Origin of the sequence: Dysgonomonas hofstadii (genome assembly GCF_014196915.1) — a bacterium.
GTDB lineage: Bacteria > Bacteroidota > Bacteroidia > Bacteroidales > Dysgonomonadaceae > Dysgonomonas > Dysgonomonas hofstadii.
Genome location: NZ_JACIEP010000004.1, coordinates 42,747 through 62,641 on the forward strand (window position 1 = coordinate 42,747; position 19,895 = coordinate 62,641).

Below are 19,895 nucleotides of genomic sequence, written 5' to 3' on the forward strand. Positions count from 1 at the left end.
TGTATTTTAAAATCAGAATTGCTGTTAGAGTTATACCAGATTGGCCAATAAATAGATCTGCAACCTTACTTTTCTTTTAGTCCGGCATATATGAGCAACTGGTTGTTAACAACTATCTCTTCATCTGATGATAAGCCGGAGTCTATATATGTTGTTTTATTATTATGTCCGCGAAGCATTACTTTCCTGATTCGGAATTCGTCTCCCGGTTCTTTAACGATGACAAAATATTGGTCATCGTCAAAAATCAGGGCATCTGATGGAATAGCCATAAACTGTTCAGAGGCCATATTTTTAAGTTTTATAACGACTGACATCTCAGGCTTTAGTCTTAAATCCTTATTGTCCATTACGATGCGGGCTTTCAGTACTTTCTCTTCGGGGTCGAAAATCTGAGATAAGGAACTTATTTTTCCATTAAATATTTCGCCGGGATAGGAGAGAGTTGTGATGGCAACTTCCATGCCTTCGTTTACAAACTGCAGATTACTAGCATATACATTAGCTGTTATCCAGACTGTTGACAGGTCAGCAACGGTGAATAACACATCTCCATCCGCAGAAACAGTGCTCCCGGAAGAAATATTTTTTCCTACTATATAACCTGTCATCGGAGATTTAATCGCAAACTTACCATTTCCCTTATTTGTACCGTGCACACCCATATCAGTCTGAACCTTACTAAATGTGGCCTGTGCCTGTTTTACTTTTGCCTGTGCCTCTAGCAGTTCACGTTCCGACAGCATATTATCCTCATACATAGACTGAGCCGTCTGAAGTTCCCGTTGTGCTATTTTTACCTCCGACTCCGCTGAAATTGCATCGGACTGGAGAGAACTCAGGTCGGAGCTCCTTATATCCAGAAGGGTTTGCCCTTGCTGTACCTTATCACCGAGTGAAAAGTAGGTGCGTTCTGCGATTCCATTTACGAGAGAAGCATAATTAATAACTTTATCCGGGTCATAATCAACTTTTCCTGTAAGGGTAAGTTCCTCGTTCTGATTATCAAAACCAGCCTTTATGGTTTTTATATTGTTAAGAAACGACTGATTCATTTTTCCTGTATTACCCTGTTCCTTATTAGTATCATTGCTTCCTGAGCATGATATCAAAAAAACAGCACATACAGCGACTGCTATTTTCATTGTACCCTTTTTTCTCATTTTATTATATATCTGTTCCTACGGTATATTGTAATTCTTCGAATTGCATGTTTACTTTTTTCCCGGCATTCAGCATAGTCTGCTTATTTGTTTTGTAAGCATCCATAAAATCAATATATTCCAACATGCTTATATTTCTGTTCATAAGGTTTTTAGTGTAAGCCTCCAACATATTGTCCAGTTCCGGCAATAAACTGTCCTCACTTATTTTTTTGTAAAAATTATATGCATATCTGTAATTGTTGTATGCAGCGACTATTTCGTGCCTTACTGTGTTTTGGTATTGTTGTGCCAGGTATTGGCTTTGCTCTATGTTGAGTTTAGCTGCCTTTATATTCCCCTGATTACGGTTAAAGAAAGGAAGGTCGATACTTACACCCAATCCGATAAAATCTTTCCATACCCCTCCATATCTGTCATAGGTCGCACTTATGGTCAAATCAGGTATTCTTAATGATTTCTCGTAATCCAGTGATTTTTGATGTAGCTGCGTTTGTAACCTATACATTTTCATGTCAGGTCTTTGTTCATCCGCTTTCTCTAGTAAGCCGGAAAGAACGAGTAAATCCGGGGCTTTCCCTATTTGTTGATTATCTGTAATGGAGATATCTGTAAGAGGGGGTATGTTAAGCAGTATTTTTAACGTTTTTGATTGTTCGTTCAGGTCAGATTGCGTTTCATTTATTTCATTCTCTAATTCGAGCAAGGAAGATTGCAGACGGAGCAATTCGTTTTTAGCAATGTTGCCCTGTAGGACTTGTTTCTTATAGGATTCAACCAGCTGGTTAAGAGATTTCTGCTGATTGTTTAAGATTGCAAGATAAAACTGAGAGTATTGTATTTCGAAAACCGCTTTCCTCAGTTCGGTCTTGAGGCCTCTCAACACCTCTTCGAATTCCTGCATAGCAATTTCCTTCGAAACTTTTTCCCGCCGTACTAACTTTCCTCTCTTGTTGGCTGTTAGAATCAGTTGGCTTAATTCTATGCTTAATTCGGTGTTTTTGGCAAAGGATGAGGAGATATCGCTTATTGCATCACGTTGCGATTTTGTACTCCATAAGTTAACATCACTGATAGATAAACTTGGATTATCCCAAAGTTTGGCCTGTGAGATGGCTGCATCGGCAATGCCTATATTATATTTTGTAGCTATTAGCTCCAGATTATTTGAGAGGAATAAAGACTCTATTTGTTCCAAATTCAGGTTCAGGATTTGTTTTTCCTGGGTAAAGCCTGTTAATACGCTGAAAAAAAACAATATAGCGGGCAAATACTTTTTCATTGATGCGGTTAATTTTTATCACTGCAAATTTATTCTCTAAAGATTAGAGGTTTATTGGAGTTACATTAGAATGGTATTAGAATGAGGTTTTTATAAAAAATGAGGAAATGTTTGTATAAATTAATCAAAGATTATGGCTGCATAGGTGTTTAATTAGAGATAATTGTCTGATATTTTACTTTTCTGTACTACAAAGAAAAACAAAAAAGGCCGTTACCAGATGATAACAGCCTTGGGTATATTCAATATTATAATTTATATAATTTACCTTCTCAATATCCGGGATTCTGGCTTATTACTCCCGGATAATTTATCAGAACATTGCTAGGAACTGGAATGATTTTATTTTTCTCAATGGCTCCATATCCTCCCATAACATCTAAGAATGTATTCCAACGTTTGGTAAACATGTATCTCAGAGCCTGGTGGTTAAATTCATATTCATAAGTATTAATAATTTTCATCCTGATCTCTTCCTGGCTTAGTGATGGCTGTAATCCTGTCATATTGTGTTTGGCAAGAATCTGGTTTGTTGCTGAAATCGCTTCCATTTCTTTAAGGGATTCCGTTAATCCCAGAATCTCCTCATTGGCTCGTAATAATTGTTTATTCTTTTTTAATACTATCTGAAAATATATTACTCCGGAGATAGCTATTATCATCAGGGCCAGAAAAAGCACTCGCTGTGTTTTAAGTTGTTTTAATTGGAGAGATATAATTTCTTTCTGTGATTCTTCGAATTTATACTTCTTTTCGGCTTCTATTACAGCATAGTTTCTATTTTCAGAAAGCAACTTTGAAAGATAATAGCTATATAGTTTATGGTCTCGTAGAGCTTCCTTATAGTTTTTAGTTTCTTCATCAATCTCGGCTAGAAAGCCATATATTGATGCTATTATTCCGGAATTTTCGGATTCATTCGAAAATGCGGTTTTTAGTATTGACTTTTATCCTGTAATCTCTTTTGAGCTCGTTACTTACCTGAAACACATCGGGATTGTGTCCAGGCACTGTTTCCAGCTTTGTAGAGAAGCAACCCCAGTTTCCAACTTTTGAGGACTGCTTGCCTGAAGTACCTGAAGTCCCGTATAAGCCACATAATTCTGTCAACTGCTCATCAGTTATTCCTTTTATATCAATATAATCTTCACTGGTATCCGATATCGTTGCCTGATACCCTTTATCTCTTAGAAACTTTATAAACTCTTCTCTTGTCATAGCTTTTATTTCAAGCCTGCCCGGTGGTTCGTTCATATTTTCTAATCATTATTAAATTCATACTTTACTTTCCTGAATATAAAGCCTCTGTCAATGATGTACAGGTCTTCAAACAGGTACTTATTGAAGGTTATAAAATCAAAATGGGGACTACCTTCTTTGGTAATTCCCAGTTCCTGTTTCGCATAATATTCTGTAAACTTTTGCTTAAACCCGTAATATCCCTGATAACACAAATGAAATGCTTGCAATATTGTTTTTGCATCCGTATCGGGTATAGTATACTGATGCCTGCCCAGCCAGATCCCAAAACCAATTTTATCTGTAGGGCTAAGCTCCCTGAAACCAGTTATGAGTGGAAACAGATTATCGGATATACCTGTTTCGCCGATAAAACAGGAAGGTATGTTCTGCCAGTCCATACAGTATATCACGGGTTTACCTTCATCCCTGTACAAATCTCCGAAAGCGTCCATCAATTCCTTTTTACTGGCATGGTTTTCCAGCTCCAGCCAATGTCCCATCCGGTTACCCAGTGTAAAATTCTGTTCCGTTGTTACATATATCCTTGCGTTTTCCAATTGATATCTATCCATGAGTATGGTGTTTAATTTTTTATCATACATATTTTTTCGAGTGCAGGAAAAGGTTCGTCTCACCAGCCGGCAAGTTTTTGAGCAAAATACTACCCGAGCAGGCAGCGAGGTGTGGAGATTTTGTATACAAAAATGGAGTGTAACTTGCCGGCTGGTGAGACGTAGTTACCTTTGCCGATGAAAAAATGTGGATAAAAATTAATACCTCTTATTACTCCTCCCCTTATTATTAAACCTTCAAAAGATAGTATATCCGGAGATTGGTGTAATGGGTAATACGAAATAATCAAAAAAATATATGCAGAGGCCTAAGACCGGCAGCTTTTATCCCCGCTACTCCCTACTTAACGATACCCAAACCCCATTTTTAATATTCCCGGAGAGTCCTGACTATAGGGTCTCCCTCCTGATGTATATGCGTCGGCAGCGACACTGCATGCTATATCCCCTTTGCCGCATACATGAAGACGGTGAAACGTCAAATTTTTAACGGGAAATACTACCCGCAGCATCGCCAGGGTAGAGATTTCCACGCTAAACCGTCAGGCTGGAATTTGACCAGTGAACCGGCAAATATATATTTGCAAAGGGGGATATAAGGCAGTGTCCATGCCATGCAGAAGGATGGACGAGTATATAATTACTTATGTAAACATTTAGATGAGAGGCTATTTGGGGATTCAGTCGCATAAAAATATTACCTTTACCTTCAGAAAAATTGTTGATAATTATGACAGAACGTTTTTATTCCATTAAGCACCTTTCAACAGCTCAACTCCAGGAGCTGTATGCTACCTATATAAAAAGGGGATGGAAAGACGCTGAATTTCATGATCTTTTCTTTGAGGATGTTACTCCGCCCCAGATAACAGATGAGGAGATTATTCTAAATATTCAGGCTGGCAGAGATACTAATTACTGTGTCTATATGATAGGCGTAGAAGGAGAAGAGGACGGTATTATGTTTGGTTTCGGTATGAATTACAACCAACGGTATGACTATTCTGTTTACCTGCATCTGCCTCTCGGATTACTCGATGAACTGATTGAGAAATATCAGCTGGCCGAAATCAGTCCGGTAAAGAATTACGATTCCATAGAAGATTATATAATAGATGATCTGTTGAATGGTCCGATGAATTAAGTCTGTATGGGACAAATGGGTGATAATCAAGCGGTTTATATTCAATCGGTTATATGAGAATTAAAATGTGATTTATAGAAATTTCAGTATGTTCCTTGATTCCTCGTCCGACAGACGTTGACGTGTATTAATGAAACACCGTGATATAGCTTTGGCAAAGCAGGAAGAAAATAAAGCAAAAACTCTTTTTGAATCAGATTTTTTACTCGGTGTTTATGATCCACTCCAAATGGGTGCTTTCCGTCTCAAAATAGGTAATGATGGGGATTTTTTAGATAACAATAAAGATTATGCCACACCTCCATGGATTGTATAAATTGCTGCTGACCAGAGGTATATAAATATTCAGTCAGACAAGAAAGATATAATTTGAAATACCATTCGCTCGAATGATGTTATTCTGTATTTGATTTTTATGAGTTATTTGAAATATCCGTTTTGTACAACTTCCATAATATTTGCAGGAGGACGTTGGTTCTCCAGTTCGTTTTTCATAAAATCCATATATGGAGTTACATGGTTAAAAAACTTATAATAGCCTTTACACAGGTAATTCAATCCTTTCTCCCTGGTCTTTGTCTCTATAATCCTGTTTTTAGGGCATTCTCCATAACAGGCAAAAAGATATTTGCACTGTTTACACTGACTTGGTAATGATTCGTATTTATCATTGCCGAAATTTATTTGCTTATCAGAATACATCATTTCGGTAAGGGTATTTCTATGGATATTCCCGATTTTGTATTCGGGGTATACAAAGTGGTCACAAGCATAGACGTCTCCGTTAAATTCCATTACTCCTGAGTGTCCGCAAGTTTTAGCTAAAGTGCATACGCCCGGTTTTTCCCCTACCCAATTAGCCAGTGTAGAATCAAAATACTGAATATAATAGTTTCCGACATCCTGTTTTACCCATTCGTCAAAAATGGCAATCAGGAAATCCCCCCATTCTTCGGAGGGTACGCACCATGGTGCCAATTCTCCATCAATTTGTTCTACTATCGGGGTAAACTGGATATAATGGCAATCTATACTCTTAAAGAAATTATAGAAATCTAATGGATAATCAACATTGTAATCATTTACAACTCCCATTACATTAAATTCCACATTGTGTTTTTTCAGAAGGGACAGTCCATTCATCACATTAAAGAATGACGGGCGGTTATCTCTTGTTCTTCGGTAAACGTCGTGACAATGCTGGGGGCCGTCAATAGATATTCCTACAAGAAAATTATTGTCCTTAAAGAATTTACACCAATCATCGGTTAATAACGTTCCGTTTGTCTGGATAACATTGTCTATCTGCCTACCTCGCCCGTATTTTTTTTGCAGTTCCAGCGCTTTCACATAGAAACTCTTATTGCGCATCAGTGTTTCACCACCATGCCAGGCAAACATAATTTCGTTTGTTGTCTGCGAATTAATATACTCTTCCGTAAATTTTTCGAGCAACTCTTCGGACATAGTAAACTTAACGTTATCCGGGTAAAGGTCTTTTTTTTCCAGATAGTAGCAATAACTGCATCTGAGGTTGCAGACAGCTCCTACGGGCTTAAGCATCACATACAAAGGTCGGGCAAAAGGGGCAAAAGTTTTATTATACATTGGTTTGATTTATTATATACTCTTTTATACGTTTAAACTTGTCATGTGTCTCCCTTTTTCAGGTATTGTGAAGGTGTTACTCCAAACTCTTTTTTAAAGCAAGTGCTAAAATAACGGACGTCTAAAAATCCGACTTTCTCGGCAACTTCCGATATGCGCAAAGCATCTGTTGCCAGTAATTGAGTAGCCCTCTTAAGTCTTATACTTTTTATTAATTCATTTGGTCCCAGATTTGTAATATTTTTTATCCGTCTGTAAAGCATCGAAGTGCTTAAATTTATAGCACCTGCAAATATCTCGACATTGAAGTCTTCGTTTTCCATATTCTCTTCGATAATGCTCATGCATTTCGAGAGGAATTTTTCATCGGAAGATTGCATTTCTATTTTTTGCGGATTAGTAATGAGTTCCAACTTTATTTTTTCACGGATATTTTCCTGATTTTCTACAAGAGACTGAATTCGCCTTTTAAGAAAACTGATATCGAAAGGCTTAAATATGTAGGCGTTACAACCTGTTTCATATCCGTTTTTTTTGTCCGGATCTGATGTATAGGATGTAAGGAATACGAATGGAATATCGTTTAGCATATGGTCCCCTTTGACCTTTTCGCATAATTCCAAGCCCTGTTTCTTTCCATCGAAAACAACTTCAGAAATAATTAGATTGGGCTTTACTAACATGACCTCATTAAATAAATCACTGGTGTTCACAAATGTTTTAATCATCAAAGAAGGAGCGAAGACATTTTTTATAAAACGTGCCATTTCCTTGTCTGTATCAGCCAGATACACCAAAGGAGCATGTGGCAGATAATCTTCTATTGTGGTATCGTCCAGCGATTGATACTCAATATAATTAGCATAAAGGTCAGAAATTGCCTGGCTTTGAGTTTCGTCAAAGATTGCAATATTACCTTTGAGATGTTGTGTTTGGGTCGATATTGAAAAAGAAACAGTATTGGTTTTATCGTTTATTATTAGTTTCGAATGATGGAGTTTCAGTAATTCTCCGGCAAGAGGTATCCCTACATCTATGGATGAATTTATATTATTGAGGATTCTGTCCGATTCTGGTTCCAAATTTTCTTTCTGGATAACTAAAGCAACCTGAAGTTGATGTAGTGACTCATCTAAGATGCATTTGAATGTTAGCTGTTCTCCTTCTTTAATAACTTTATAAATATTGAAAAGAAGGTTGAAGATTACAGTCTCCATTTTTGATGGATCAAAAACCAGAGTTTGCTTTTCTACATTGGAAGTAAAAGAAAAATCAATCTCCTTTTTCGAGAACAGATCATAGAATCCGTCATAGATATTTTTTGCAAAAGAAATAAAGTCGTCTTCTACAAGCTCGAGTTTGGCGTCTGTTTCCGATACCTGTTTAAATTCGATTAACTGATCAACCAACAGAGATAATCTGTTGCTGTTGCGCAGCATTATGGCGAGCATGTATTTAATCTCTTCTTCCGACATTGCATTATAATGCTTCGTCAAGTTGTTCAGTGGCGTTTGCAGCAGTGCCAACGGTGTTTTTATGCTATATGATATGTCTGTATAGAGGTCCAATTTGCTTTGGGCTATTTTTTCCTGAGCTTGCAGGTTTTTCTGCGTTCTTTGGAACCTGAAAGCTATCCAACCCAGAATGGCAAGGCATATTAGTAGGAGAGTATAAAAATACCCTGTCTGATAGAAAGCTGGTTTGATCAGGATATTTAGTGATTCTGTATTGTCCAGCCATATGCCGTTCAAGTCAGTGCTTTTTATGTGGAGAGTATATTCTCCTGGCGACAGGTTATTATATGAAATAATGGGTACAGTTGCTCCGGCATATATCCAGTCTTTATCTACACCATCGAGTTTATATGCATGTTTCAATCTGTTATTATCGTCATTGTAGGCCAATGCCGCGAATGAAAAAGAAAATTGGTTTGTCTTATGATCCAGATAAATTTTATCGGTAAAGTTCAAGTCTTCCTTTAAATATTCGGACCCGACTTCCAAGGCTTTATTATTTACCCTGAAATCGGTAAATCTTACTTGGTAATGCGTCTGATCCGTAACAATGTTTCCGGGATTGAAATAAGTCAGCCCATTGACACCGCTCATGTAAATGATGCCGTTCTGGTCGATATTGCAACTAAAAACAAAGCCTGGACGCGTAAGTTGTCCGTCATACAGCGAGAAATAGTAGCTTCTGGCTTCCGAAATATTGTATTTATACATTCCGGATGTGCAGGCAATCCATAGATTCCCCCTAGTATCGCTGATTATGCCTACTATATTTATATTCCTGCCAGAATCATCTATTTCCATGGCGATAAATCCATCTTTCTCTTCGCTGAACTTATATAAGCCGGATTCTGTACCGGCCCATACATTGCTGTACTTATCTATATATAAGCAGTTGACAGTAATATTGGATTGAATTTGATTAAGTATTTGATATTGTTTGGTTTTGAATTTTTGTTCTTCGTTGTCAAATTCTATTTTTAAAATGCCGTTAACCTTACTGCTTGCCCAGATCACATTTTTCATATCCTCTTGTATTGCCGTACAGTTATCCCAGTTTATTGATTGAAAATCGATTCTCTCTACCGAATTTTTCAGCTCGTCAATAACATACAATCCGCCATTTTGGTAGCCCACCCATACTTTATCGTTGCGATCTCTGTGTAAAGCTTTGACAAAATTCTTACCCTCAAGGGCCTTTTCTATAATTGGTTTTGAGATGTAAGTATCAGCAGCAGGATTATAAAATTTCAGATTTCTCTTTGTCCCCAGCCACATAATCCCCTTAGAGTCAATAGCTATCTGTTCTATTTTATTATCCTGAACATGATTGATTGTGGGCCGGTTATCAATATACTTTTTGATTGAATAGCCTGACCCTTCATGTTTCAGTTTATTCAATCCGTAAGCTGTTCCTACCCATATATTATTTTTATCATCTGCAAGAATACTTGATACTGTATTGTGGCTCAGTGTTGCATGGTTGTTGACATCATTCGTCAATGTGTGTACTTTATTTCTTCTGCCGAACGGCAACATGAACAGTCCATCTCTTGTACCTATCCAGATGTTTTCCAGTTCATCTACATGGAAAACATTTGTTGTATTTGTAAGATCATCATATTGGAGGGTTGCCAAATACTTTTCAGTTTGCACATTGAAACCGTTTTTATCCCTGTACAGGATTTCGTTTCCCTGCCCTCTTTTACATAATATTAAATTATTATTTGCCAGCAAATGAATTGCTGTTATTTCAATATTTTGATGTTTAATATCCTCCAACGCGCTTGAACCGGATATTTTAGCTGTAGTCAGCTTTTCTTTATCCCACATCCAGATTATATTCAGGCTATCGATAAGGATGCGCTGATTTGTTGTATATGTCAGCAAGGTATCTATTTGTATTGTTTCTTTTTTATCAAAGGACTTTTTTAAAGCAGCAAAACCGGGAAACCTCAACAGGTACTTATCTGTAGCAAACCAGCAATAACCATTCATATCCACTGCAAAAGACGTATTACCCCTAGTTTTGAGGGCATATAATATATTCAGTTTCCTTTCTTCGGGAAGGTATTGCATAATTCCCCTGACAGTATTCAGGTAAAGAATATTGTTCTCTATTATCAATGAGTTTACCCGCAACCCTGCCAGTTCTTCTATTGGCTCTAATTGGTGGGTACGTATATTGTATGAAAATAATCCTATATTGCTGCATATCCAGAGTATATCGGGTCCTTGGAACGATAATTGATAGATACTGTTCTTTCCGTCAAAAAGCTTTATCAGTTCTTCTTTGTTTATTATTGAATATGAGCTACCATCGAATCTGATTAATGCTGCCGGTGTAGCGATCCATACAAATCCCTTGTTATCTTTAGTGAGTGCTACGATCGTATTATCTTCCAGAAGATCTCTTGATAACATGTTTCTGTAATCAATCAGTTTACCGGCATTTGCAGTGCCGCAGATTACGAGAAGAAGTAATAGCATAATATGCTTTTTCATAAAGTCAGGCTCATTCTTTTATCCGGATAATCAGGTCAATTGTAGATGAAAGATAGCTAACTAAATGCGATATACCAAAAGGGATATTTTGACATAAACATTCTTTAATGATATTTAATGAAAAAACGATGTGCCATCCCATGTTTCAATAGGAGGCATTGGACTTATTTTTTCATGTGAAGCAGCTTCCGGTATAAGATAAACATTTATTTCAGCTTTCTCACCCGGTTCGAGAGTTGTTGTAAAACCAACCATGACAGTACCCGGGTTAGCTTCGTCGAATCCGAAGCGTGGCTCTGTAGACCATGTGCCCATTATAACATTACGGCCTTCTACCTTTATATTCAGTTTTTCACCATTCATGTGTAATTCGGCTGTATTTGAACCTGTAATCTTCACATTGGCAGAGGTCAGCATAGCCCATCTGCTATCTGTGAGGTTGTTATTGTTTTCTATCTCGTCACGGACAACTACATACTTATCATTCACGATTGCTACTCCTCTCAGGTGTTTTTTTATACTATTGCTTTCTACAAGTGAAAGATCGGTAGCGGCATATACAAAGTTTTTATAATCTCCAAACTTGTTGATATATGCTTTTTGGGTGACAAGTTGATTGTTTCCATTGAAAGTCATAATATTGTGTACATCTTTGCTTAGTCTCAGCACATCCCATCTTTTTGAATACTGGCTTCTATCTCCCATATTTATTCCATATTTATCAATCGAATAATAATTTTGAATGCCTAAGTCTGCTGCCCACTGGTTAATTCCTCTGTACATTACAAAACTGCCTATGTCGATATGTCCGTGATTGGTACTGGACATACCTCCCTTTAAACCGACAAAAAGTTCGTCATTGCCACCCCAATGATTACGCATTATTGCAATAGGGGTAGTTCCCTGTCCTACATACAGGCGTTGGGAAGGCCTCTCCATATTTTCAAATGTGTTTTCAGAAGCCCAAAGCATAACAGAAGGAAGGAAGCGAACATTAAATATACGGTTTTCATTGTATCCTCTGTTCTTCATTGTCATAAGTCTTTCCCATTCACCCCAAAGTAGCGACTGATTATTGAGTCGGGAAGCAAACCAAAACATGGGGAAAGAAAGAGTTCTGTCCAGGCCGCAATCGGAATAGGCAAAACATCCCATATTTTGTGTAGACATCTGTAATATATAGTTAGGAGTCAACATGAAACCCTGATTGTCTGTCATACCAAACGAAGTACCATAGAGATTTTCAAGGGTATTGATAAACATTAACGTAAAAGCCGTGCCGTAGCTCCAGTATGTATAGCCTTCCGGATAATTGCCATCGGGCAAATATTCTTGCAAAGCAACTTCACTGACAAGCTCTACCGATCTTTGAATAATTTGACGGGAACGTTCGGGATTCAGTTCGTAAGTCACTATTGCTCCGAAAGCCATTCCGGTATTACAAACAGCATTCCAGTTATTCTTTTTCTTGAGCCATTTGTAATGCTGTTCATCGGTTGCTGTTTCGGGCATTGATTCGTCTAACCCTTTTTTTATTATTGAATCAAGTATAATTTTTTTTTCGGCATCACTCAACTCGTTATAAAGCCAATCGTATCCAATCGATAAGGCCAGAGTCATTTCAGCAACACCTAAAAAATGAGATGGTTGCCAGTTGTCGAATGTGCATACGTGCATCATTTCCTGCTTTGCACGGTCCGCATAACGTTTATCTCCTGTCATTCTGTACGAATAAGAGAGGAAATATATCCTGCTTAATGCTTTACGTGATACTGAAAGAAAAAGGTCGGCGATAGGCTCATATTCAACAACGGGCTCCTTAATATACTTTTCACTGCTGGAGATAATTTCATTATGAACCCGTTTTAAAAACTCATTGGACACTGTTTTCTTCATAATTTCCTTTTCAGCAGCTTTGGAAAGCATCAGGCGTGGATGTGTCTGCTTAAAATGATATACTGGATCATCGGCAAGAATATTTAAAGAATATAATGTTGCAAATGCAACTAAAATCATGGTGGATTTCCATTTAATCATATCGCGGTATTATTTTATTAGTTACTGGTTACAAGCGCTACGTATAATGGGCACGAAGCGAACTAACATTACACACAAATTTACTATTATAAAATAGAGATGGTATTTCTTAAATATTGCATATTATATACATATATAATGAATATGTTCCGAACAGGAATGAGTGTTTTGACAACTTACTCCAATAATGTTTTAATCCATCCTTATTTAATTCGGCTTATAAATGTTGCTAGATTATGTAAAAAAACGTAAGTAAAATAACTGAGGGAAATTACTGTAACAGGGCTTTTTCATTAAAAGCACAAATGCTTCCAGGGCAAATATAGTCAAGTTCAAAAGAGTTATAAATTCGTTTTATCTCCTGATTTTTGAATCTTTCAATAAAATAAATTTTGAAATCTAATTAATTAACACCCAGTTGTTTATTGTTCTTATTGAATGATTTTTCAACATTTATTCAAGATTTTTAATCGTTTACAAAACTTATTTGCATTGCTAAGCTACCAAGTTTTCAGGATTTGCCGGATATAAAGTTTTTTTGTATTCTCTACATTTACAATAAGAAAAACACGCGGAATTATACTACAAAAAACACCAAACAAAAATGAAACTGACTACTTTACTTCAATTGTCACTTATGTGTTTTGTATCTATCTCAATGCATGCTCAAACTTTTAATCCGCAGGAAGTAAGAAATGAGGTAGTTATAAACAGGGAATGGACATTCAACTACTTTCCTTCGGGTAAGGAAGATACAACAACAATTCATGACAACTATAACGATCAGCAATGGATGGCAATAGCATTGCCTCATACATGGTCGACCTACGAAACGACAAACGACATCCATCCTTATATAATGTATGCCTCGGAACGCGAAGACCCGTATTGGTGGAACGGATGGGGGTATTATCGGAAACGTATTGTTTTAGGAAAAGAACTTGAAGGAAAAAAGATTTTTATCGAATTTGACGGCGTACAAAAGTATTGTAAAGTATATCTTAATGGAAATCTGTTAGGAGACCATAAAGGAGGTTACAGTGGTTTCTATTTCGATATGACATCTTATGCAAGACTGGGAGAGGAAAATATACTCACTATTTCGGTATCTAACCGGCGCGATGACAAATTCGGGGTAATTCCACCGGCAACAGCTGGTAATTTTAATGTGTATGGAGGAATATACCGCAGTGTACGTTTAGTCGTAAAAAATCCGGTACACATACCTTTTCAGGGCTCATACAAACATGAGGGCGGAACCTTTGTCACCACTCCGAAAGTAAGTAACGATCAAGCGACAGTTAATGTTAAAACATATGTAAAGAATGATGAAACAGAAAATAAAAGTATAGAACTAAAAACTATAATTACAGATGCCGACAGGAATATAATAGAAAATATCCTGTCTGCGGCAACTGTTGCTCCGGGTACAATACATGAATTTTCGCAAAAATCGGAAACGATCCTTAAACCGAAACTTTGGAGTCCTGAGTCTCCTTATCTATACAATGTATATACCGAAGTGTGGGCAGACGGAAAACTCTGTGATACATATCTTTCGCCGTTAGGATTCCGTTGGTTTGAATGGGACTTTACCGACAACAAGCTTGTGGTGAACGGAGAGAAAATACATATTCATGGTACAAACCGCCATCAGGAGTACCCGTGGGTGGGCGATGCCATGCCTTACTGGATGACTGAACGAGACATGCTGGATATACGTGTTGGTATGAATACAAACTTTATGCGTACCGCACATTATCCGCACGATCCTTTGGTGTATCATTTTAATGATAAACAGGGAATAATAACTGTCGTGGAAGTTCCCAATATTAAACCGATAAATTTCGGACGTAATATACAGGAGAAAAATATGCGGGAGATGGTGCGCAGTTTCCGCAATCATCCATCCGTCTTTTTCTGGAGTGTGGGTAATGAAACCAGTAATGCCGGTGATTCAAAATGGGTACACGAGGAAGATACAACACGAATTATACACGAACGTAAAACGGAGAATTATGGCGATTACGTAACTCATCACGCGTCTAATCTCGATATGGAAAATTTGCTTAGGGTTACTATCCGGGGCTGGTATAATAAAGATGTCAAAGACCTGGAGCCGTCTAACAGTCACGGAGTTGACAAAAGTGGGCAGCATGCGGGAACTGAAGAATGGCAACATAAAATGGCAAGGGTTGATAATGGGAATATTAGAGGACGCATCGACTGGGATGTCATAGGCTGGCTTTATGAAGACCATGGTTGTGACAGGCTATATAAAGATTCGCCGCTTCAGAATATAAATTATAAAGGCTGGGTAGACCTGTACCGGATACCTAAATATATGTATTATTTGTGGCAGGCAAATTACTTGCCGGAAGCAATGGTACACATCCAGCCTCACTATTGGAGGGAAAATTATCTGGGACAGAAAAAAAATATTCAGGTTGACAGCAATTGTGATAAGGTAGAATTGTTTGTGAATGGGAAAAAATTAGGAGAACAATATCCATCCAAAGAAAATTTCTTTACAGTGGAATTTAAAGATGTGCCGATTATCAGTGGATCTTTGAAAGCTGTAGCTATACGGGGTAAAGAGAAGGTTGAAAACACTCTGAATCTGGCAGGAAAGCCTGCTCAAATAGTATTGACAGCCGAACAAGGTACCATTCCGGCAGACAGAAGTGGTATAGATATAATTACAGCAGATGTAGTCGATGCAAAGGGTAACCGTGTAATAGGCTTCAGTGAACCACTCACATGGGAAGTATTTGGAGAAGGTAAACTGGTAGGACATAATGTGTACTATTCAGACATTGATAAAACCCTTTCGACAGAAGGGAGTGGCTATGTAGTAACCCCTATACCGAATGTTATACGTTCGACCAACAGGCCCGGTACAATAACCGTACGGGTATCTTCTCCGGGATTAAAAAGCGGTGAAATTGAAATAAAGAGTATTGCCGTTGACAGAAGGCAAACCGGCGGAATAAAAGAGCCGGTTTTGACGGATACCGGACGTATGACCTCTATCCCGAAAAATGAAGAATTCAGGGAGACTGTCGAATATATCCAGGAAATGAAGTACATATTCAACCCTACACGTATCGACGGATCATCGTTGGAAGAATACGAAAACATTATGGGACGGTATGTTATAGAAAGAAACCCGCAGATCGATACATTGTCTACCGAATTCAATGTTTTGGTTAAAAGGCTTGGCTCGTACCTACTGGGGACATACGGCGAATTGACAGAAGACGATTATAATTTTATTGCTCAGTCGTATAATGACCTTAGATTAATTTCGAGGACAATAGAAGGCCGGAATTTTCATCCCAATTATACAGATGAACTTATCAGGGATTATTCGCACAGGCTTCTGACCGATAATAAGATTATTGACGTAACAACAGAGCAAAATATGATTAATGCTATTCCGCGCGAGATAGATATCTTATTTATACGGAATCCACAGAAATCCAAACAGATACTACCAATCCAATACGGAAACACTACCTATCGTTATTCGGCAGTAGCAGGCTCGATAGAAGAAGCAATGGATTTACTACATCCCGATGAGTACAAAAAACTATCGGCAGAAGAAAAGACCCGGATCCTTGACTATCTGGCTAAAATAAATCCGGCAATAACAAAGACTAAAGACGGATATAAAATTAAATTCGATAAACCGGTTGCTATACCCAGAGACATTAAAATGTAACATATGAAAACCATGATTAAACATGCTGTTTTATTATTGCCGCTGGTAGCCGTCAGTGCATGTGCTAAGCAGGATCAGAGACGTCCTAACATACTTTTTGTCATAGCCGACGATCAGTCTTATCCTGATGCATCTATATACGGCAGCAGTATGGTAAGTACACCGGGATTCGACTTGGTAGCGTCACGGGGAGCACTTTTCAACAATGCTTATGTTACTTCACCAGGAAGCAGTCCCTCAAGGGCAAGTATGCTGACGGGAATGTATCCGTGGCAGATAGAAGAAGCAGGAACCCATGCCAGCTCGTTTCCTGCAAAATTTGTTAGCTATCCGGACATGTTAGCAGAATCGGGCTATCATATAGGATTTACTGGTAAAGGATGGGGACCCGGCGACTGGGCGGCATCCGGAAGACAGCATAATCCTGCCGGTCCAGATTACAATTCGCATAAACTGGATCCTCCATATAGCGGAATATCGAAAGTTGATTATACAGCAAACTTTAAGCAGTTTCTGTCCGAGAGGGATAAAGATCAGCCATTTTGCTTTTGGATCGGCACACACGAACCACACCGCCCATACGAGAACATGTCGTGGTTAAAAGAGGGGGATAGCCTTTCAATGGCTGTGGTACCTGATTTCTTACCATCTTCGGACGAAATTAAAGGCGATCTTCTTGATTATACCATAGAGATAGAATGGTTCGATAAACATCTGATGAATTGTATCGAAGAACTAAAGCGAATAGGCGAATTTGATAATACAATTATAATTGTTACCGCAGATAACGGGATGTCATTTCCACATGCAAAAGCGAATTGTTATGATGCGGGATTACATGTACCATTGGCTATTTGCTGGGGCAACAAGGTAAAACCTTCCCAGGTAGTAGATAATCTGGTTAGCCTTGTGGATCTGGCTCCGACTATATTGCAGGTTGCAGGTCTCGAACCCTATACAATGCATGCCGGTGAAAGTCTGTTGCCACTCATTACCGGAAACGGACAGGCGTATTCGAGAAATACAGTTTTTGCCGGGCGTGAGCGTCACTCAAGCTCAAGATTCGATAATCTGGGGTATCCTATGCGCAGCGTGCGTTGGAAAGATTATCTGTTGGTACATAATTTCCATCCGGAACGATGGCCTGCAGGCGATCCACAGGAGTTAGGAAAAAATGGCGGACCGAAAGAAATGCATAAGGCTTACTTTGATATCGATGCTGCACCTTCAAAGGATTATCTGGTCTCTCACCGCAGCGATTCGTCCGTTACCCCGTTTTTTAATGCATCGGTTGCCAAACGTCCCGAATATGAGCTATACAACCTGAAAGATGACGCGGCTTGTATGAAAAATATAGTTTCAGATGCTGAGTTCAAAGATATTATTGCAGAAATGAAACAAATACTCCGGTCAAAACTGGAAGAAACAAATGATTCACGTATAGGCAACAATCCCGAAATATGGGAAAGCTACCCGCGTATTGAAGGTAAAATGAGAAGGTTTCCAGATAAAAAATGAAATGGTATGAAAAAATATTACAATTTGATAACACTGACATTAGCTCCCATATGCGGGATTATAGCGCAGAATGAAAAAATATCAGAACGCCCGAATGTTTTGTTGATTTTGGCCGATGATCTGGGTTGGTCGGATGTAGGATGCTATGGTAGCGAAGTACGTACTCCGAATATTGATGCGTTGGCTGAATCCGGCGTAAGGTTTACTCAATTTCATAATACGTCCAAAAGTTATCCTTCCCGTGCGTGCTTGCTGACCGGACTTTATGCCCAGCAGAATGGATATTTTAAATACTTCGGTGGTCCTCTCGAAAATAGTATTACCCTGGGTGAATATATGAAAAGTGCAGGATACCGGACTTTGTGGTCAGGAAAGCATCATGGCGAAGAAAATCCGCGAACCCGTGGTTTCGATCATTATATCGGTCTGAAAGATGGTGCTTGCAATTATTTTAATCCTGGCCTTCAGCGTTATGGAGAAGAACGTCCTGCCCAAAAATCACATCGGAGAAAATGGTGTATCGAGAATAAAGAATATGCTCCCTATACACCAACAGACAAGGACTTTTATACGACAGACCACTTCACCGATAATGCATTGATGTGGCTCGACCAGTATAAAGGGGATGACCGTCCGTTTTTTCTCTATTTGGCCTATAACGCGCCGCATGATCCATTGATGGCATGGCCCGAAGATATCGCTAAATACAAGGGAAAATATGACACAGGCTATGAATCAATCCGTAAAGCCAGATATGAAAAACAGCGCAGGCTGGGGATAACAGATAAACAATATGAACTTTCGGCACCTATATATGAAGCATGGGAAAGCCTGACTCCGGAACGGCAGGCAGAAGAAGCTGAAAAAATGGAAGTGTATGCGGCAATGATCGACCGTATGGACCAGAATATAGGCCGTGTGATATCTAAACTGAAAGAATTAGGTAAATATGAGAATACAATTATAATATTTATGTCCGATAACGGAGCATCGGCTGAAGTTATAGAACTAACTGACAGCTATGGGTCTATCGGGTCGCTATCGAACTGGAAATCGCTGGGAGAAAATTGGGCAAATGTTGCCAATACGCCTTTACGCTATTATAAGAATATTAGTTATCAGGGCGGGATTAGTTCTCCGCTTATTGTTACGTGGCTTAAAGGAGGCGTCAGCGCAGGGACTAAGTCCGGATTTGTAGGGCACATGATTGATATAATGCCAACCTTTGTCGAAATTGCCGCAACGGACTACCCGTCTCAATATCGTGGACGTACAGTTCTTCCTTACGAGGGTGTTTCATTATTACCTGCCATATTAGGAGAAAAAGAAGAAAGAGAGAAACCCATATTCTGGGAGTGGCAGCACGGACGGGCTGTGCGTGATGGAAAGTGGAAACTGGTAAAACAAGGGCTAGACTCTCCTTGGTCATTATTTGACATGGAAAAAGACCCTTGCGAAACTGCCGATCTCGCTGCTAAGAATCCTGAAATAGTAGGAGGTATGAATAAAATGTTCGAAGATTGGAAGAAAAGAGTCTCGATAACAAAAGGTGTAAAAGCGATCAAATAAAAAATAAAAAAATAAATATA

Annotated in this window: 13 protein-coding genes; 5 read left to right on the plus strand and 8 right to left on the minus strand. The window is 38.5% G+C overall.

From position 1 onward, the window contains the following. Positions 1–65: 65 nt before the first annotated feature. The 5 genes from GGR21_RS06290 to GGR21_RS06310 form a co-directional block, all read right to left on the minus strand. Positions 66–1,145 (minus strand): efflux RND transporter periplasmic adaptor subunit, encoded by a 1,080-nt coding sequence (locus GGR21_RS06290; RefSeq protein ID WP_246348011.1) that lies wholly within the window; start codon positions 1,143–1,145, stop codon positions 66–68. A 22-nt stretch (positions 1,146–1,167) separates the two neighbouring features. After that, entirely contained in the window at positions 1,168–2,445 is a 1,278-nt protein-coding gene (locus GGR21_RS06295) for a TolC family protein (RefSeq protein WP_183306352.1), read from the minus strand. Positions 2,446–2,717: 272 nt separating this feature from the next. Next, entirely contained in the window at positions 2,718–3,239 is a 522-nt protein-coding gene (locus GGR21_RS06300; RefSeq protein WP_183306353.1) for a hypothetical protein, read from the minus strand. 121 nt (positions 3,240–3,360) lie between these two features. Continuing rightward, a complete protein-coding gene (locus GGR21_RS06305; protein WP_183306354.1) occupies positions 3,361–3,699 on the minus strand; it encodes a hypothetical protein in 339 nt (112 codons plus the stop codon). Between the two features lie 5 nt (positions 3,700–3,704). Next, positions 3,705–4,259, minus strand: coding sequence for an antirestriction protein ArdA (locus GGR21_RS06310; RefSeq protein ID WP_183306355.1), 555 nt, complete (start codon positions 4,257–4,259; stop codon positions 3,705–3,707). A 730-nt stretch (positions 4,260–4,989) separates the two neighbouring features. Here GGR21_RS06310 and GGR21_RS06315 point away from each other — a divergent pair. Together GGR21_RS06315 and GGR21_RS06320 are read left to right on the plus strand one after the other, a co-directional pair. Continuing rightward, the gene (locus GGR21_RS06315) at positions 4,990–5,403 is read left to right on the plus strand and encodes a hypothetical protein (protein WP_183306356.1); all 414 of its coding nucleotides are present in this window, start codon (positions 4,990–4,992) and stop codon (positions 5,401–5,403) included. A 130-nt stretch (positions 5,404–5,533) separates the two neighbouring features. Beyond that, complete coding sequence (locus tag GGR21_RS06320; protein WP_183306357.1) at positions 5,534–5,719, plus strand: hypothetical protein; 186 nt, start codon at positions 5,534–5,536, stop codon at positions 5,717–5,719. A gap of 104 nt (positions 5,720–5,823) precedes the next feature. Here GGR21_RS06320 and GGR21_RS06325 read toward each other — a convergent pair whose 3' ends face one another. The 3 genes from GGR21_RS06325 to GGR21_RS06335 form a co-directional block, all read right to left on the minus strand. Continuing rightward, positions 5,824–7,011, minus strand: a complete 1,188-nt coding sequence (locus GGR21_RS06325; RefSeq protein ID WP_183306358.1) for an anaerobic sulfatase-maturation protein — start codon at positions 7,009–7,011, stop codon at positions 5,824–5,826. A gap of 41 nt (positions 7,012–7,052) precedes the next feature. Then, positions 7,053–11,027 carry a two-component regulator propeller domain-containing protein gene (locus GGR21_RS06330; protein WP_183306359.1) on the minus strand — a complete coding sequence of 1,325 codons (3,975 nt, stop codon included), beginning with the start codon at positions 11,025–11,027 and terminating at the stop codon, positions 7,053–7,055. A 114-nt stretch (positions 11,028–11,141) separates the two neighbouring features. Next, positions 11,142–13,064, minus strand: coding sequence for a DUF4962 domain-containing protein (locus GGR21_RS06335; protein WP_183306360.1), 1,923 nt, complete (start codon positions 13,062–13,064; stop codon positions 11,142–11,144). A gap of 604 nt (positions 13,065–13,668) precedes the next feature. Here GGR21_RS06335 and GGR21_RS06340 point away from each other — a divergent pair. From GGR21_RS06340 to GGR21_RS06350, 3 genes are read left to right on the plus strand one after another with little or no spacing between them, the layout of a single operon-like run. Next, a complete protein-coding gene (locus tag GGR21_RS06340) occupies positions 13,669–16,788 on the plus strand; it encodes a glycoside hydrolase family 2 protein (protein ID WP_183306361.1) in 3,120 nt (1,039 codons plus the stop codon). Positions 16,789–16,791: 3 nt separating this feature from the next. Then, the gene (locus GGR21_RS06345; protein WP_183306362.1) at positions 16,792–18,306 is read left to right on the plus strand and encodes a sulfatase family protein; all 1,515 of its coding nucleotides are present in this window, start codon (positions 16,792–16,794) and stop codon (positions 18,304–18,306) included. A gap of 6 nt (positions 18,307–18,312) precedes the next feature. Further along, positions 18,313–19,875 carry an arylsulfatase gene (locus GGR21_RS06350; protein WP_183306363.1) on the plus strand — a complete coding sequence of 521 codons (1,563 nt, stop codon included), beginning with the start codon at positions 18,313–18,315 and terminating at the stop codon, positions 19,873–19,875. Positions 19,876–19,895: the final 20 nt, after the last annotated feature.

Coding starts and splice junctions, on each gene's coding strand:
- GGR21_RS06305 (WP_183306354.1), bottom strand. CDS start 3,699: ATGAACGAACCACCGGGCAGGCTTGAAATAAAAGCTATGACAAGAGAA.
- GGR21_RS06290 (WP_246348011.1), bottom strand. CDS start 1,145: ATGAAAATAGCAGTCGCTGTATGTGCTGTTTTTTTGATATCATGCTCA.
- GGR21_RS06330 (WP_183306359.1), bottom strand. CDS start 11,027: ATGAAAAAGCATATTATGCTATTACTTCTTCTCGTAATCTGCGGCACT.
- GGR21_RS06335 (WP_183306360.1), bottom strand. CDS start 13,064: ATGATTAAATGGAAATCCACCATGATTTTAGTTGCATTTGCAACATTA.
- GGR21_RS06310 (WP_183306355.1), bottom strand. CDS start 4,259: ATGGATAGATATCAATTGGAAAACGCAAGGATATATGTAACAACGGAA.
- GGR21_RS06325 (WP_183306358.1), bottom strand. CDS start 7,011: ATGTATAATAAAACTTTTGCCCCTTTTGCCCGACCTTTGTATGTGATG.
- GGR21_RS06315 (WP_183306356.1), top strand. CDS start 4,990: ATGACAGAACGTTTTTATTCCATTAAGCACCTTTCAACAGCTCAACTC.
- GGR21_RS06295 (WP_183306352.1), bottom strand. CDS start 2,445: ATGAAAAAGTATTTGCCCGCTATATTGTTTTTTTTCAGCGTATTAACA.
- GGR21_RS06340 (WP_183306361.1), top strand. CDS start 13,669: ATGAAACTGACTACTTTACTTCAATTGTCACTTATGTGTTTTGTATCT.
- GGR21_RS06350 (WP_183306363.1), top strand. CDS start 18,313: ATGAAAAAATATTACAATTTGATAACACTGACATTAGCTCCCATATGC.
- GGR21_RS06320 (WP_183306357.1), top strand. CDS start 5,534: ATGAAACACCGTGATATAGCTTTGGCAAAGCAGGAAGAAAATAAAGCA.
- GGR21_RS06345 (WP_183306362.1), top strand. CDS start 16,792: ATGAAAACCATGATTAAACATGCTGTTTTATTATTGCCGCTGGTAGCC.